This window comes from Streptococcus suis (assembly GCA_024583055.1).
Lineage (GTDB): Bacteria > Bacillota > Bacilli > Lactobacillales > Streptococcaceae > Streptococcus > Streptococcus suis_V.
Genome location: CP102145.1, coordinates 239132 through 254890, shown reverse-complemented (window position 1 = coordinate 254890; position 15759 = coordinate 239132). Strand labels below are relative to the sequence as shown.

The 15759-nt window shown below is 38.4% G+C and carries 16 protein-coding genes and 3 tRNA genes; all 19 read right to left on the bottom strand.

Features of this window, described 5'->3' with window-relative positions:
* Positions 1 to 187: 187 nt before the first annotated feature.
* Positions 188 to 1405: a tRNA 4-thiouridine(8) synthase ThiI gene (gene thiI, locus NQZ91_01220; GenBank protein UUM58024.1), complete on the bottom strand. Its 1218-nt coding sequence runs from the start codon at positions 1403 to 1405 to the stop codon at positions 188 to 190.
* Positions 1406 to 2548, bottom strand: coding sequence for a cysteine desulfurase (locus NQZ91_01215; GenBank protein UUM58023.1), 1143 nt, complete (start codon positions 2546 to 2548; stop codon positions 1406 to 1408).
* Between the two features lie 100 nt (positions 2549 to 2648).
* Positions 2649 to 3677, bottom strand: coding sequence for a beta-eliminating lyase-related protein (locus NQZ91_01210; protein ID UUM58022.1), 1029 nt, complete (start codon positions 3675 to 3677; stop codon positions 2649 to 2651).
* Positions 3678 to 3772: 95 nt separating this feature from the next.
* Positions 3773 to 3844: transfer RNA gene (locus tag NQZ91_01205), tRNA-Arg, on the bottom strand.
* A 37-nt stretch (positions 3845 to 3881) separates the two neighbouring features.
* On the bottom strand, positions 3882 to 5087 hold the full coding sequence (rpsA, locus tag NQZ91_01200) for a 30S ribosomal protein S1 (GenBank protein ID UUM58021.1): 1206 nt from the start codon (positions 5085 to 5087) through the stop codon (positions 3882 to 3884).
* Positions 5088 to 5210: 123 nt separating this feature from the next.
* Positions 5211 to 5282, bottom strand: a tRNA-Gln gene (locus NQZ91_01195).
* A gap of 138 nt (positions 5283 to 5420) precedes the next feature.
* Positions 5421 to 5501 (bottom strand) — tRNA-Tyr (locus tag NQZ91_01190).
* Positions 5502 to 5552: 51 nt separating this feature from the next.
* Positions 5553 to 5786, bottom strand: a complete 234-nt coding sequence (locus NQZ91_01185; protein UUM58020.1) for a DUF2969 domain-containing protein — start codon at positions 5784 to 5786, stop codon at positions 5553 to 5555.
* A gap of 189 nt (positions 5787 to 5975) precedes the next feature.
* Entirely contained in the window at positions 5976 to 6212 is a 237-nt protein-coding gene (locus tag NQZ91_01180) for a YdeI/OmpD-associated family protein (protein UUM58019.1), read from the bottom strand.
* A 132-nt stretch (positions 6213 to 6344) separates the two neighbouring features.
* Positions 6345 to 6566 (bottom strand): hypothetical protein, encoded by a 222-nt coding sequence (locus tag NQZ91_01175; protein ID UUM58018.1) that lies wholly within the window; start codon positions 6564 to 6566, stop codon positions 6345 to 6347.
* A gap of 4 nt (positions 6567 to 6570) precedes the next feature.
* A complete protein-coding gene (locus tag NQZ91_01170; GenBank protein UUM58017.1) occupies positions 6571 to 6981 on the bottom strand; it encodes a DUF1801 domain-containing protein in 411 nt (136 codons plus the stop codon).
* 322 nt (positions 6982 to 7303) lie between these two features.
* Positions 7304 to 7831 carry a GNAT family N-acetyltransferase gene (locus tag NQZ91_01165; protein UUM58016.1) on the bottom strand — a complete coding sequence of 176 codons (528 nt, stop codon included), beginning with the start codon at positions 7829 to 7831 and terminating at the stop codon, positions 7304 to 7306.
* A gap of 703 nt (positions 7832 to 8534) precedes the next feature.
* Positions 8535 to 9158 (bottom strand): HNH endonuclease family protein, encoded by a 624-nt coding sequence (locus tag NQZ91_01160; protein UUM58015.1) that lies wholly within the window; start codon positions 9156 to 9158, stop codon positions 8535 to 8537.
* 674 nt (positions 9159 to 9832) lie between these two features.
* Positions 9833 to 10552, bottom strand: coding sequence for a CPBP family intramembrane metalloprotease (locus NQZ91_01155; protein UUM58014.1), 720 nt, complete (start codon positions 10550 to 10552; stop codon positions 9833 to 9835).
* A gap of 128 nt (positions 10553 to 10680) precedes the next feature.
* Positions 10681 to 11034, bottom strand: coding sequence for a prealbumin-like fold domain-containing protein (locus NQZ91_01150; GenBank protein UUM58795.1), 354 nt, complete (start codon positions 11032 to 11034; stop codon positions 10681 to 10683).
* 236 nt (positions 11035 to 11270) lie between these two features.
* A complete protein-coding gene (locus NQZ91_01145) occupies positions 11271 to 12194 on the bottom strand; it encodes an alpha/beta hydrolase (protein UUM58013.1) in 924 nt (307 codons plus the stop codon).
* 190 nt (positions 12195 to 12384) lie between these two features.
* Positions 12385 to 12687, bottom strand: coding sequence for a UPF0489 family protein (locus NQZ91_01140; protein ID UUM58794.1), 303 nt, complete (start codon positions 12685 to 12687; stop codon positions 12385 to 12387).
* 6 nt (positions 12688 to 12693) lie between these two features.
* Positions 12694 to 12894: a hypothetical protein gene (locus tag NQZ91_01135; protein UUM58012.1), complete on the bottom strand. Its 201-nt coding sequence runs from the start codon at positions 12892 to 12894 to the stop codon at positions 12694 to 12696.
* Positions 12895 to 12933: 39 nt separating this feature from the next.
* A complete protein-coding gene (locus NQZ91_01130; GenBank protein UUM58011.1) occupies positions 12934 to 15753 on the bottom strand; it encodes a DUF4268 domain-containing protein in 2820 nt (939 codons plus the stop codon).
* Positions 15754 to 15759 lie beyond the last annotated feature (6 nt).

The window sequence follows — 15759 nt, the reverse complement described above, 5'->3', positions numbered from 1 at the left end:
CCATTATACCACAAAAATTCGATTTTTTCCGAACGTTAGGTTATTAAGGTAACGACACCTAAGTCAAATAATTAAAAAACGCATCAAATCAAGTTAAAATTAACCTTCATTTGATGCGCGAATGAATTTCTTTCTAAAGCTGTCTATTCTTTCCCAACCGTGTCAGACATTAAACTTCATCAACAGTTTACAGTAAATCTTCGATTAAATTGTCAATCTCATCTTTTGCTTCCACTTTTGGTGTAATTTCAGTTACAATAATCCCTGCAACAGCTCGTTCCACCAATCCTTCTACATCCATGCGAGCTTCGTACTGCTCGACATGTTTGATTTTCGGATTGGTTTTTGGACGGTCAGGGGCAAAGATGGTACAGCAATCCTCAAATGGCTGGATGGAAATATCAAAGGTATCAATTTCTTGAGCAATATCAATGATTTCCAACTTGTCCATGGTCACAACTGGACGGATAACAGGTGTATTGGTCACTGCATTGATGGCCTGCATAGACTCCAAGGTCTGACTTGCCACTTGTCCTAGACTTTCACCATTGATAATAACCATGGCACCACGTTCTTCACGAACTCGATCTGTAATCCGCATCATGAAACGACGGGTCAAGGTCATCAAATAAGCTTCAGGTGCTTTTTCCTTAATTTCTTCCTGAATTTCTGTAAATGGCACTTCGATAAAGGTGATATTGCCACCAAAGGCTGTCAATTTACGGGTCAAATCATGGGCTTTTTTAAGAGCACCTGGGCTAGTATAAGGAGGACTTGCAAAGTGGAGAGCTTCGATTTCTACCCCACGTTTCAGTGCTAAATAGCCCGCAACTGGCGAATCAATACCACCTGATAGCATCAGCGTACCCTTGCCAGATGTACCAACAGGAAGACCGCCTGCCCCCTTGATTTCTTCATGGGAAATATAAGCAGCGTCAGGACGAATTTCCACTCGCAGCGTAATATCTGGTGACTTCATCTTTACCTGTACATTTGGAATTGCTGTGAAGACAGCATCACCCAAAACTTGATTGAGGTCGCGGCTATCCAATTCAAAACTATGGTCGCTACGACGTGCTGCAATCTTGAAGGTCATTCCTTCCTTGTAAATGGACTGCATAATCTCCACAACCGCCTCTTTCAAGGCTGGAACAGACTTTTCAATCTTATAAGATGGTGCGAAATTTTGGATCCCAAAAATCTTCTTCAAAGAAGCTGAAACTTCCTGATAATCTGCCCCGTTCAAATAGACATGACCACGGTCACGGTCAAAATAAACCGTCACTTCTGGGTAAATAGAAAGGACATGCTTGATATTATTGCGGAGTTTGTTGACAAACCGCATCTTATTTTTTCCTTTAGTTGACAATTCGCCATAGCGAATCATAATTTCTGAGTAATTCATTTATCTCACTTTCTCTGTATTTGCGTAAATTTGCTTAAAAATAGTCAAAAATTGTTCAATCTGTCCCATATCGTTGTCATCATCCAGACTGATCCGAACTGCCGTCTGAGCTATTTTCTGAGGGACACCCATAGCAATCAGGGTTCCAGCCGGTTTCCCAGCCTTAGACGAACAGGCCGAAGTTGTCGAAATGTAAATCTGATGCTCTTCAAAAGCATGGACAATCACTTCGCCACGGATATTTTTAATGCCGAAGGTCAAAATACTTGGTGCAAAATCATCCATGCCTGAAAAAACAGTCACATGGTCAAATTTGCTGAGTTCTTCCAAGAGGATTTGCTTCATGGCAGACAATCGTTTCTGGCTAGCCTGCGTTTTGTCCAAACTGAGGCGGAGCGCCTTAGCAGTTGCTGCGATACCAGCCACATTTTCCGTTGTTGACCTCTTGTCACTCTCTTGACCACCACCTGTCAAAAGCGGAGAAATTTTCTTACCAGATTTGACATAGATAAAGCCGACTCCACGAATTGAATGGAATTTATGACCAGAGAAGGTCGCAAAATCAACGCGTTCCGTCAAAAATCGTTCTGTCGAGATTTTAGTGATAGCCTGAACAGCATCCACGTGGAAGGAAATAGTCGGTTTGTCCACCAGCAAGTCTGAAATTTCCGCAATCGGCTGGATAGAGCCAATTTCATTGTTGACGGCCATGACGGATACCAAAATCGTATCGGGACGTAACAAGCTCTCCAATGCCGAAACATCCACAAACCCTTGGGCATTGACCGGCGCAAAATCCACCTCAAAACCTTGCGTTTTGAGCCAAAGTGCTGACTCTTTAACCGCTGGATGCTCAATAGCTGAGACGATAATGTGCTTGCCCAGATGTGCCTTTTCAAAGGCCACTCCCTTGATGACCCAGTTGTCCCCTTCTGTACCACCAGAGGTAAAGAAGATTTCCTTGCTATCCTTGCCTAGCAGGTCCGCAATCTGCTTACGGGAGGCCTCTAAGATACGGGTTGCCTGACTGCCCAAATTGTGCAGACTAGACGGATTGCCCCAAATTTTTGTCGCTACTTCTGTATAGGTCTTGAGCGCCTCGGGATAGACCTGAGTCGTCGCTGCGTTATCAAAATAAATCATGATGCCATTCCTTTGTTTGCAATAGTCCTATTTTATCACTTTTTACCAGCTTTCGCCAACCATCACTACGAAAAGACAGCCCACGGACTGTCTTGCATACCTATAAAATTTCTTTCAACCGTTCGATGTCAGCCTGGCTAGTTGACCAGCTAGTTGCAAAGCGTATGATACTGTGACTATCGTCATATTTTTCCCAGAAACTGTAAGCAATGCCTGATTCAGACAATTTCGGCAACTCTTCATTTTTGACAATAATAAACTGCTGATTAGTCGGCGAATTGAGATAAAACCGATAGCCTTTTTCAACTAAAACTGCCTTGAGTTGCTCTGCCATGTCGATCGCATGCCGTCCGATGCTCATATAGAGATCATCAGTGAAGAACCGGTCAAATTGGACACTGACCACTCTTCCCTTGGCCAGCAAAGCCCCGTGTTGCTTGACAATAGTTGTAAAATGTTTAGGCTGATTGTTTTTGGTAAAGACCAGAGCCTCGCCAAGCAAAGCCCCCATTTTAGTACCGCCAATGTAAAACAGGTCTGTCAGCTCTGCTATAGCCTGCAAATCAAGATCCGTATCGCGTGCAGCAAGCCCATAACCCAAGCGAGCACCGTCTAAATAAAGTGGAATCTGGTAACGGCGACAAACCCTAGCTAAATCAGTCAGTTCTGCCTTGCTGTAGAGGGTACCGTATTCAGTCGGGTGGGAAATATAAACCATTCCTGGATGAACCATATGGGCATGATTAGCATCAGCATAGAAATCTTTGATGAAGTTATCAACCTCACTTGCCGTTATTTTCCCTTCATGATGCGGCAGTGTCAAAACCTTGTGTCCAGAAAATTCAATAGCACCAGCCTCATGTGTAGAAATATGCCCAGTATCTGCAGCAATCACACCCTCATAAGAAGCCAGCATGGAATTGATGGCAATCTGATTGGTCTGAGTACCGCCAGCCAGAAAAGTGATTTGAGCTTGAGGACAAGCGATCGCCTGACGAATTTTATCAATAGCTGACTGGGTATAGCAATCTGTTCCATAGCCAGATAAGCCTTCTTGGTTGCTAGCAACCAAGGCTTCAAGCAGGACTGGGTGGGCACCTTTGTTGTAGTCATTTTCAAAATGTAACATCTTTATTTCCTTTCAGGAGTTTCAAATTTTATGAACAAATTATGGACAAGTGCAACAAAAACCCTTATAGGATAAGGGTTTTCGGCGTTATATTATCCACCCTGAGGGAATCGAACCCCCATCTCAAGAACCGGAATCTTACGTGATATCCATTACACTAAGGGTGGAAAGGAAAAACTTGCGCAAGGCAAGTTTTTAATCGAATTACAATTCAATGTCACCGAAAAGGTCTGCCATTGAGAAACCAGTTTGTGTTTCTGGCAATTCGAAGTCACGTTTTTCTTCGCGTTTTTGACGACGTGGACGTGGTGCACGTTTTTCAGCTTTTTCTTCGCCTTCAGCTGCTACTGGACGCTCTTCCAAAGCCTTGATAGAAAGTGATACACGCTCATCAGCTGCATTCACTTCAAGAACTTTAACAGTAACTTCTTGACCTACTGACAAAGCATCTTTTGGATTTTCAACACGTTTGTGTGAAATTTGTGAAATGTGTACCAAACCATCGATACCTGGCAATACTTCAACGAAAGCACCGAAGTCAGTCAAACGTTTCACTTTACCTTCAATCACATCACCAGCTGCCAATTTTTGCTCAACGCCGTCCCATGGACCAGGCTGTGTAGCTTTTAATGACAATGATACGCGACCTTCAACTTCGTCGATAGCAAGAACTTTAACTTCAACTTCTTCACCAACAGTAACTGCTGATTTAGGAGATACGTTACGCTCATGTGACAATTCAGTCAAGTGAACCAAACCATCAACACCACCAAGGTCGATGAAAGCACCGAAGCTAGTGATACGGGCAACTTTACCAGTTACAACTTCACCTACTGACAACTTACCAAATACTTCTGCACGTGCTGCTGCTGCTGATTCTTCAACAACGTCACGACGTGACAAGATGAAGCGGTTTTCTGCTGGATCAACTTCTTTGATTTTAGCATCAAATTCTTGACCTACAAAGCGCTCAGTGTTACGAGTGAAACGGCTATCAATCATTGAAGCTGGGATAAATCCACGAAGACCTTCAAATTCAACTGCAAGACCGCCTTTAACGGCACGAGTAACTTTAACTGTAACAACTTCGTCTTCACGACCAACAAGCTTGTCCCATGCTTTACGTGCTTCCAAACGTTTCTTAGAAACAAGATATGTAACAGTGTCAGTATCTTTCCCTACTACTTGACGAAGCACAAGCAATTCAAGTGTTTCACCAACTTTAACAAGGTCGTTGATATCAGCATCACGGTCGTTTGTCAACTCACGAAGAGTCAATACGCCTTCTACACCAGTACCTGAGATAGCTACATTCGCTTGACCAGCATCAACTGTCAATACTTCAGCAGTTACGACATCACCAGGTGTAACTTCGCTTACACTGTTCAACAAATCTTCAAATTCGTTCATTATAAATAAACCTCCGACAATCGGGCCTCCCGACCCAACATAAAATATATTTTATTAAGGCACACGCAAGGACAACAACAATATGGACATCTTTGACGAATTAGGATAAACCTAATACCTTGACTGGGGTAGCTGGATTCGAACCAACGCATGAGGGAGTCAAAGTCCCTTGCCTTACCGCTTGGCGATACCCCAAAATACACCACTAAGATAACGTTCTGAAATGAACTCGGGCTAAACGCTGTGTAAAAAAGATAAGTTGCCTAGCAAATCAGGATTTGCTGTCAACTTCCTATTTTTACTGTGCGTTTGACGCCCTTAGTATCTTAGATATGGAGAGAGAGGGATTCGAACCCCCGAACCCGAAGGAGCGGATTTACAGTCCGCCGCGTTTAGCCTCTTCGCTATCTCTCCGCGCACTAACATTCACTATTCTACCATAGAATAGTGATAATTACAAGTCTTCTAATTGCTTAAATTGTAATTTTCGATAATATTTGCTACTGCTGATTCCAAAGATTTATAAAAACTATCAACAGCTCCGTTTTTTACCACTGCAAGATTTTTTTCTTCAAATTCAGCAATCTCACCGATAACTTTTTTTCCGATAACCAAACGATAGCCTGAAAATTCTTCTTTATTAACCACAACCTTGCTATCTTCTAGTTGGATTTCAATTTTTTTATCTTTTTTACTCATTTTAAAACCTCACTTTTACTATTCTACAAAAAAATAGAAGAGCATGCAAGTGCAAGCGCTCCTATTTTACTATTTGTTCGGATTTACATTTTTTACTATGATAAACAATTATTTTTTACCTTCTCGATACAATTGCTTTGTCTTGTAGCCTTGTTCTAAAATATCAACCATTTCAGCCAGACGCTTGTTCTACGTGGCCTCTGTCTTGGCTGAGTAAACATACCTGGCCCAATCTCGTTGATAGCCTGGCGTTAAACTCTGATAAAAGCTCAATTCTTTTGGATGATGTTCCAAAAACCCCTCAATGTCTGCGACCTTATCCAGATAATCGCCTACTCTGGCTGACGATCGACTGCTTGACTGGACCTTTGTTTCTGGTTGGAATTTGACTGCCACCATGGTGTAGTTGTCATCAAGCGCTACCATTCGATTGAACTTGTAGGCTGTGCCCTTGATATAGCCATCCTCATCAGTAACTTCTAGATAGGGAAAAATGTGATCTCGATGAATGGGAGCGTGCCCTAGCTTGTTCTTATTTTTGGGATAGAAGAGATAAAGCTAACCATTTTCAACTAGGAGATGTTGTGCAGATGCCTGCAAAATTATGTTCTTCATCTCCTCTAAGCTATAAACGTAGGCTAGCCCAAGCTCAAGTTTCTCCGCTACTTCTGTCGGAAAGCCATAGCCATCAAAAGCAGTTTCTTCCTCCTGCGCTGGTTTCATCATAGCCACATCTGTGAACTTATCCAACTTTAGCTTTTTCAATAAGGTTTCATCCATGATTTTACTCCCCTTTTTGACGGTGGTATTCAATAGATTTGACCAGAATTTCCTCTAGAACTTCCATATCAATGTCTGCCAATTTATTAACATAGACACAACCAACTGCTGCCTTATGCTTGCCCAAACGGTCCAATAGCTCCTGGCGTCCAGGCAGATTTTGATCAATATAAAGACTAATCTTAGCCTGTCTGGCCGCAAAAGCGAGAATGGGTGAATCTCCTTCCGTCCCAGTATCATACTTATAATGGTAGCAACCAAAGCCAATAATGCTGGGATACCAAACGACAGCTTCCTCCTGACTGATGCGCTGGTGCAATTCTAGTAATTTGTAGGCATCTTCCTGCTTACGGACTGTTTTCAATTCTGCAAACAATTCATGGACTGACTGTCCAGTAGGGGAAAATTTTGACATAGATTTCCTTTCTGATGAGTGGCTCTAATAATATCCAAGGATTGTAAAATTTAGTTACAACATTTCCCTAGTTTTATATCCAAGTGTACGTAGACTAAGGCAATAATCAAAAAAAATTTATCATTTTACCAATAAGCCCACAAAGATAGTGACTGAGATTACTGTTTTGTCTTTTTTCGTCTAATAAGCGTAATTCAATATCTTATTGTCCGGATTGTATCGCATAAAAAAGTGCCGAATGTAGGCTCATATCATGAATCATAAAATTATCCTCCACAACTTCTAATTTATCTATCCCTACAAACCGGGATTATCTAATAGACTAATTTGTTATGTCTGTAATGAGCATCCCATATACATAACTATCCGTCCATTCATCTTTGTTCCAGTAATCCTTAATAAAATGAGCCTCTTTTCTCATACCAATATTGCTGCACAATTTAGCAGAAGATATGTTTCGAGCATCCAAATTCGCTTGTATTCTATGAACATTATATTTTTCAAACAACTCTTTCACTACTGCTTTTACAGATTCTTTTGCATAACCTTTTCCAGAAAAGTTCAGATTAAAAACAAATCCTATTTCAACTGTTTGTTTCATACCGGTGTACCAGATTGATATATCTCCGATTACTTTTCCATTTAGTAACACCGCTAAATTCAAATTAGAATTTCCTTCCAATTTATTGTTATTCAATTTTCTATTAAACTCTTCACCTTTATTTTCATAATCCCAAGCATCCTCTAATAGATACTTACAAACATCTTTATTAGAATAAATTTCGTATGTATCTTCAATATCATTGCATGAAAATGGGCGAATATCCAATCGATCCGTTTTTAAGTGCATATTGCTCTCCTTTACAAATTCTAATTTGGCTATCTCTACAAACTAGTCATAAGTAAATTAATTTTTCTTAAATTCGTCAGAGATAACTTTACTAACAAATGGTACAGCGGACGAAAGAACATCCCCCATACTTTTTCCCGAATTTTCTAATTTTATGTAAGTGTAATCATACAATGTTGGCAATAAGTCACCTGTTATTGAATCCTCCAAAAATTGAATAGAGATGTTACTGCCACAAAAATAAAAGAATACTGGTATGATGGATTTAACCAGTCAATAATAAATTACCATCGATAGTCGGTAACTCGTTAAGACCATGTAAGTGGTCTTTTTATTATGCATCAAAATTTGTATCAAATTTATAACTCACACTTCAATTGACAATTCTGGCGATATTAGAGGTGGTTACGTTTCTATTCCCACAAACTCCTTGTTAATGAAACAAACACGTACCCACAGGGTAAATGGAAATAGAAACTAAAAATTTCTAGCTATCACTTCTACCCACTCCAAAAATTTCCTCACTCTGATACTTCCCCCATACGACAAAAATCCTTGGTTTCAAGGCTTATCAGTATCCCTTTCGTTCAAAGTTTTCTAGGCTTTACGAGCGGAGCAACACACTCCACATGTGCTGAGAGCCCCCCTATACTATAGAACGAAATAAAGTTGGTCAGATTTAGGATTATACTTTTGAACGAAACTATTCTAATAAAGTCTTTAGTTTTTCTTTCATACATTTAACCCTTTCATTATAGAAAGCCTCAAAGTCCGAAAACTCTAAGCTAGTTTCATTAGAAATGAATAGTTTCTGTCTAGAAATATCATTCTCTTCTGCCCATGTTTTCAGTAATTTATCATTTTTTGCAGTATTCAACTCACTATTCAGTAATTGCAGATTCCCAAGTTTATTCCAATTATTTGAGACACGACTTAGCAGATCACCGTACTCCGAATTTTTCTGTTTAAATAAAGTTTGTGGATGAAGATGATCAACATGGAAGTTTTGATTGTAGTAATCAAGATCTGGATAAAATAAAGATAAAACGAAGAATACGTCCCCCCCATATGTACGTTCAAACAATTCATCAATAAATTCTGAATCGAAATTGTAGTTCTTCGTTGGATGAGATTTAGCTTTATCGATAATGGATTGAAGTGGAAATTCCCCATCATTTTGTTCATTTATTATTTTTCTAAGTTCCAAGAGTACTGTATCAGCCTGGCCACCAAAAATTCTCTTTAAGAAAGCAAGAATCAGCCACTTCTTAATTGATTTGTGATTTTGAGTTTCAATGAATTTAGCTTTAACTATTTCATGTTCCAATTGATGTTTATAAACAAAATAAATTAAAGGAAAATTGAATATACTCTCCAATAAGTAAAGCTTTGATATTCTTAAACTCTATAGAACCAAAATCCATTATAGTTTCGTTTATGAAGTCATTATATTTCATACTCTCTTCTCATTCTATACAATAATTTTTCTTTTATTATATCACATTTTATATCTACTCATTTCCCTTTATCTCCACTTTCAGGGGCAATCAATTAAATGATATAAAGGTGGTTACGTTTCTATTCCCACAAACTCCTTGTCAATGGAAACAAACACGTACCCACAGGGTAAATGGAAATAGAATTGGATAATTTCTAGCTATCACTTCTACTCCCTCTAAAAATTTTCTTACTCTGATACTTCCCCACCCTAAGCTAAAAAGCCTTGTCTCCAAGGCTTTTCAATTCAATATGCTTTCGTTCAAAGGTTTCTAGGCTTTCACCAGCAGAGCGACTACCTCATAAGGAGGATTGGTGGTAAAAACAATCACATTTCGCTTTCGCATCCCTATCTTTTTAACTTCGGACACCAGAAAAGACGTTAGATTTTGGGGTATAATACTCCATTTCTATCGCCTCATATCTTTGAATTCAGTTTTATTAAGTTTCGTTCACCTCGACCAATCTGAATGTCGGAGAAGCATATAAAATTGTATTCCCTTACTAGCTGAAAAACCTTTCTTTTTTCCTTAGAAGTTTAATTATTATTACAAGGGAAATAACCACCTCTAAAACATATACCCCTATCAATACTATAGGTAGAATTTGAACTTCTGCAAGGCTACCGCTGAGCAATATGTAATCCCAAAGAGAATGGAAAATTATAGGGAACAGTATTTTTCGTGTGTCCAAATACATAGCTCCTAAGAACACTCCCATAACAAAGGTTGAGCAAAGTTGTCCCATTAGCTCGGAGACTGATAGACCTCCTATAACATTTATTAAATGTAATGCAGAAAATAGCACTGAAGACAGCAGTATGGCAAGAGCCGGATTCATCTTCTTTGCCATTGCACCAAGCAATATCCCTCTGTACATGCCTTCTTCAGCTATTCCAATCAAAGCAGTATCTATTATCAATATAACAAATGCTAAATCCGGACTAAATCCTCTGACAATTGAATATAGTCCAAACCCTACTACAGGGATGAACAAAAGTGCTGAAAATACATAGCTCGGCTTGCTTTCTGAGTGCAAGGTTAATTCATTTTTATTTTTTATGCCGTAGTACAAAACCAATATCGCTAATATAAACATAAACGGCAAAAACTTCCTGCTGAACTCCGTTGAATTATATGGAGTATTTAAGAAATGATTACTGATAAAAAGTCCTATTCCCATTATAATCATATACGCTGTTAATAAAATATAGTTCTTCTTCATATACAACCTCCTGCTTTCATCTATCAAAAAGTACTCCAAGTATTTGCTTGAAGTGCTTTGATTTTGCCTCTAAGTCCACTACAATATAGAGATAGCTATATGTAAGCCATTCTAATTCATCTGACTAATCAATTATTCTTTCTATGGTTCTTACCAATCAATCCAAGCAACATAAGCAAAGCAACAACGCCTGTCACCAAGTAAAAACTAATGTTGGAGCTATCTCCGGTTTCCGGAGCTTTATATTTCTTAACTACCGTAGGAACATTTGCAGGAGGATTAGTTTTGTTATCCTTATCATTTTTAACAGAAAGCTTTATAACGGCTTCACCCTCATCCAAATCTTTTACATTAACTTTTACAGGTTCCTTATTTAAAACATATCCGTTAGGAGCCTTTGTTTCAACCAATATATACTCTTTGTCATAATCCAGCTCATCAATTATAGCCTTACCGTCAGCCCCTGTTGTCACAGTTTTTATAGGTTTACCTGAGCAGAGCCGACTTTTACCAAGAATAAATCAAATGTTGCATTTGCCAATCCCATATTACTTTTCAATATCTTCTTTTTGAAATTTTCTAATCATACCTTTACCATCCAATCTGTTCCATTCTATTAATAATAAATAGTTTTTGCAAGCAGTAACATTAGTCCTGTCCAATACAGAACTAAATCCTTTCAATAATTATTTGTCCAACTTTTTGGGGTCAGTACATTCTAAATCTTTTCTTTTTTATTTGTATCAGAGCGTAAAAATTCTAGCACGTCCTGATAAATAGTTTCTTTATCTCTTTCATTAAGTATTTCATGTCTCATACCTTTATAAAGCTTGCTTTTAATGTTTTTATATCCAAGACTTTTTAAGAATCCTTCTAAACCCTTAAACTTTTCGTTTCCTTGAATAACAGGATCATCTTCTCCTGCTATTAAAAATATTGGTAAAGCAGTGTTTTTTGGTCTCCAGTCTTTGCCATTGTACGCTGATTTTAATAATTTAAAAAGATTGATAAATGCATTTGTAGTAAATATAAAACCACAAAGCGGATCTGCATCGTATTCCTTGACTGTGTCTGGATTAGCGCAAATCCAATCTAGCTGGCTTTCATATCCCTTGCTATATTGACCGGCTGATAAAGAATTAAAAAATTTATTGGGCTTATATTTGCCATAAAAAACACTGCTTATTTTTGCTAAAAATACTGCAAATCCCGCTAATTTATTCTCAGTTGGTGGCCCACATAAAACTATTTTATCAAGCTCGTAATCGTATTTCTTTAAATAATTTCTAGAAACAAGAGTGCCCATGCTATGACTAAATATTGAAATACTTAACGAAGGATATCTTTCTTTTAAGTATTCTGTCACTTGATAAGCATCGTCAACAATAACAGAGCTGTCCTCTGTATAAAAATATCCTAAGTGAGATGAGTCTTTAACGCTAGCTCCGTGACCTCTATGGTCATGAATCGCACAGACATAACCGTTTTGAGCTAAGTAATTCATAAAATCGTAGTATCTTTCTTTATGTTCTGACATTCCATGAACTAACTGAACAATTCCAATAGGATTAGAGCTTGGCTCTATAATAGCAAGTTCGAGCTCCAGTCCATCTCGCTTAGATTTAATTTTTTTAGTAATCATAATTTCACCTACTATCTAATTACAATATAATTATTAATACACTTCGTTTACGCTCGTGACATCAATACTACACTCTCCACATGTGCTGATAGGGATTACCTATATTATGGAACGAATTGAAATTACAAGTTGTTAAGATGATATTATGGAACAAAATACTTGTATTACGCTCGCCATTTTTCCATAATAACTAAACTGGATGTACACTAGCCATCAGACCATGAGCTATAAAACATCTGTCATTTTGAAAGCCTGAAACCATTCTATAGGCAACTGCCCAAAGTAAATAATCACCTATACCAATTGCTTTTATTTTATTGTAAAACTCATACTCGCTAATTTTTCTTCTTGAATCAATCGGATGTGTAAGAAACTCACTTTGCAAAAAACTCCATGATGCGCCACCCAAAACTAAATCAGCATGAGAATCAATATGAACAACGTCAAAAGGATCTGAAAGCATTTTACTATTAATAAGTTCTTTCCAAAATATCAGTGCCTAATTATGACCGGTCACCATTCTTCCTGGAATTTTGTGATTTTTTGATAATCCTAAATTTTGTTCTAAAAATTGTCGAACTTCCTCTTCAGTCCATACTGAATCCCCATAGTACTCTTCATCAAGTCTTACTTCACAAGAAAATGGAGTACTTGCTATTTCAGTCATAAAATAATCCATATCTAAATCCAAGACTCTCATATCAACACCTCCTATAAATTAGACAACTTTCGAAAATTGCTATTGTTTACGCAATAACAATGTATTAGAATGCAAATCAACCGATACCACTTTAAATCCTGCTGCTAGGATGGCATTCGGCATTGTATGGGTTGGTGATGGAGTCCAGTATGCAGAATAGTTGTATGCTGACTTACAAAGGTTGCAACCAATAATGGCTTCAATATCAGTAAAGGTCAATGTCAGTTCGGTTTTCCCACAGTTTTCAAGATACTGATTCAACTTTGAAAACTTATCTTTTTCCTTCGGTTCTTCGTCCATTTCACCGACCTGCACAAGTGCATTACTAAGTTCATCACATTTATCAATCATCCAGGCAAAGTATTCTTCCTGCTTTGATGGATTGAACACATCGGCTTCACGCTTATAGATGATGCGTTTTGCCTCACTACCTTCACGGCTGGAATACCAGTCAAGCTTGTTTCCAAAGATTTCTTCAATCTTGTTCTTCTTACTTTCGAGTCTTTCAAACGCTTCTTTATTATAAACATAAATCAGTAAGGATAAATACTTACTGCGTGTAACGGTATAAGAAAGATGGTAATCAGAACCATTCACAGGAATATCATACCAATTCTGTGCCAATGGTTTACGAAGAGCAATGTCAGTATCTCTGCCTTCTTCCTTACAGTATTCTACAAAGCTTGACCAAAATTTAAGTTGAAGCTCCCCTAAATCGCCTACGGGCTTAGAAGGTTGTTTTCCTTTGCTTGATGAATCAGCAGGTTTTTCCGATTCTTCTGATAGCGGGGCTGGGACAGCCCTGCCATCATTTACCCATGTAACATAGATGAGTTTATTCATCTGTTCTGAAGTAAAACTAAACTTCCATCTGTTTTCCATGAACTCCAGAAGTTTCTTGCTTCTCTGATAAATCCGGTCTGCTGTCCAGTCAGATTCCTTGGCAACCTCAATTTCAGAATGCGATCCATTCTGATAACCTCTTCGGCCACCGTTCTTGGATGTTTTCTTATCCTCAAAACTATCATTCTGCAATGCTGAATTGATACTCTGTGAAAGAGGAAGTAGGTTTCCAAGAGTGCAGGACAATAATTCGATTTCCTCGCCGCTAAACTGTCTAAATTGATTACGCCAATAGAACCTTGACGGAGTCTGCGGAAGAATATGCTCAATAGAAACTTTGTCCTTTTCAGTCTTTGTAAACATCTCCCAACTCACCTTATCCAGGTTGTTTTTCTTTGCAAGCTGGTACTCATACTCATATAAGAAGTACTTGATAGAATTCCAGTAATAGAAACCGCCCTTGTTATCGAAGTGCTTTTCTATCTTGGTTATAAAGTTCGGAAGTGCATATTCGATATTGGCATCCGTAGTTTCATTGATATCATTGATTAAATCATCAATGTCCATTTCCTTGAGGTAAATGCTGCGTGATGCACGATAATACTCACTGCTTCTGAATGTGGCATTAAAATATCCAAGACGGAAACAAATAAAGATAAATCTCTCAACGGCTGTATACAGTTCAATCCTCTTTTCCGGCTTCAAGTCTCTTCGGCTGATAACAGCCATAAGCAATGGTCTGAAATGTCCAATGCCGATGCGGTTCAAACGATCCACCCATACCTTTTCATCATCGGAAAGGTTCTCACTCTGGAATGGAAAGAAAGTATCATACCAGTACTTTGCCATATTTTTCAGACTGTTTGCATAGTCAAGGATTTCTCCATGTTCAAGTTTGGAAACCTCAACAGTTTCTACTTCACCAGATTCATCTTCAATGTCAGTATCCGAATCATAGTCCGTATCACTAACAACCGTCAAGGAGTCATCGACAACAGCCACCGTTTTCTTTTCAAAAATATTCTTGGCAGAGAACTTGCTCAAAAGGAAATGAATATAGTCATCACCTTTTCTTCTGGAGTAAGCGAAATACACAATCCAATGTGCCCTCAAAAAATCATCATCCGAGAGCGGAGTCTTCTCATTTCTGCCAAGCTGGAAGTACACTTCCTTCCAGGTATCATTAATCTGTTTACGCAGATTCTCTTTATCCATCTTATCGAACTTACTTTCCGGATAAAGAGTTGTCAGGTAAATTAGTCGGTTCTTCAATAATTCCAGGTTTGTGAGTTTCTTACCACGGTTATTCATGGTTTCAAATGCTACAAACACATCGTAATCATCATCGATTTCATGAATGTTAAACATTAGCCTCTGCGTCAGTTTGAGGTATAATTCATTGATTCCATCCATGCCTTCGCTCTCATAGAGGGCGGTCAGATTCTCTCTAAAGAAGTTCTTGGCAAACTTCAGATTTCTTGTGTAGTACGTTTCATTAACGGTCCCGGAATAAGGCTCATTAAAAATTTTGTACTGTAAATAGTCAGAACTAGGGTTGTCCACCTCATAACCGAACAGGTATGTAGTTATCTGCTTATTCGGCGGTCTATGTTGACAAATATATTTGGCAACTACATCTTCCAACGTTTCATATCCCAGCACAATATCCCGGTCGGATAAACCTCCATTCGCTTTTAATATTCTGGAATACTCCACGATTTCATTTAAAAGAATAACAAAAGTTGTCAGTCTCTGCTGTCCATCAACAATATGACAGGGCTTGAATCCTTTTGATTCCATCCAAAGATCACTACCCCACGATGTTGTTTCAGAAGATTTCAGATTCTTAAGAGACAATAAACCTGTATAGTGATATCTTCCTTCTTGAAGATTTACTAAATCATCCCAAAAATCAGTAAGCTGTGACTGCTGCCAAGCATAGCCTCTCTGATAATCCGGAATTCTGAAAAGTCTGTTTTGAAAAAGTAAAGAAAGCGGCTGTAGTTCATTTGCCATTATTTA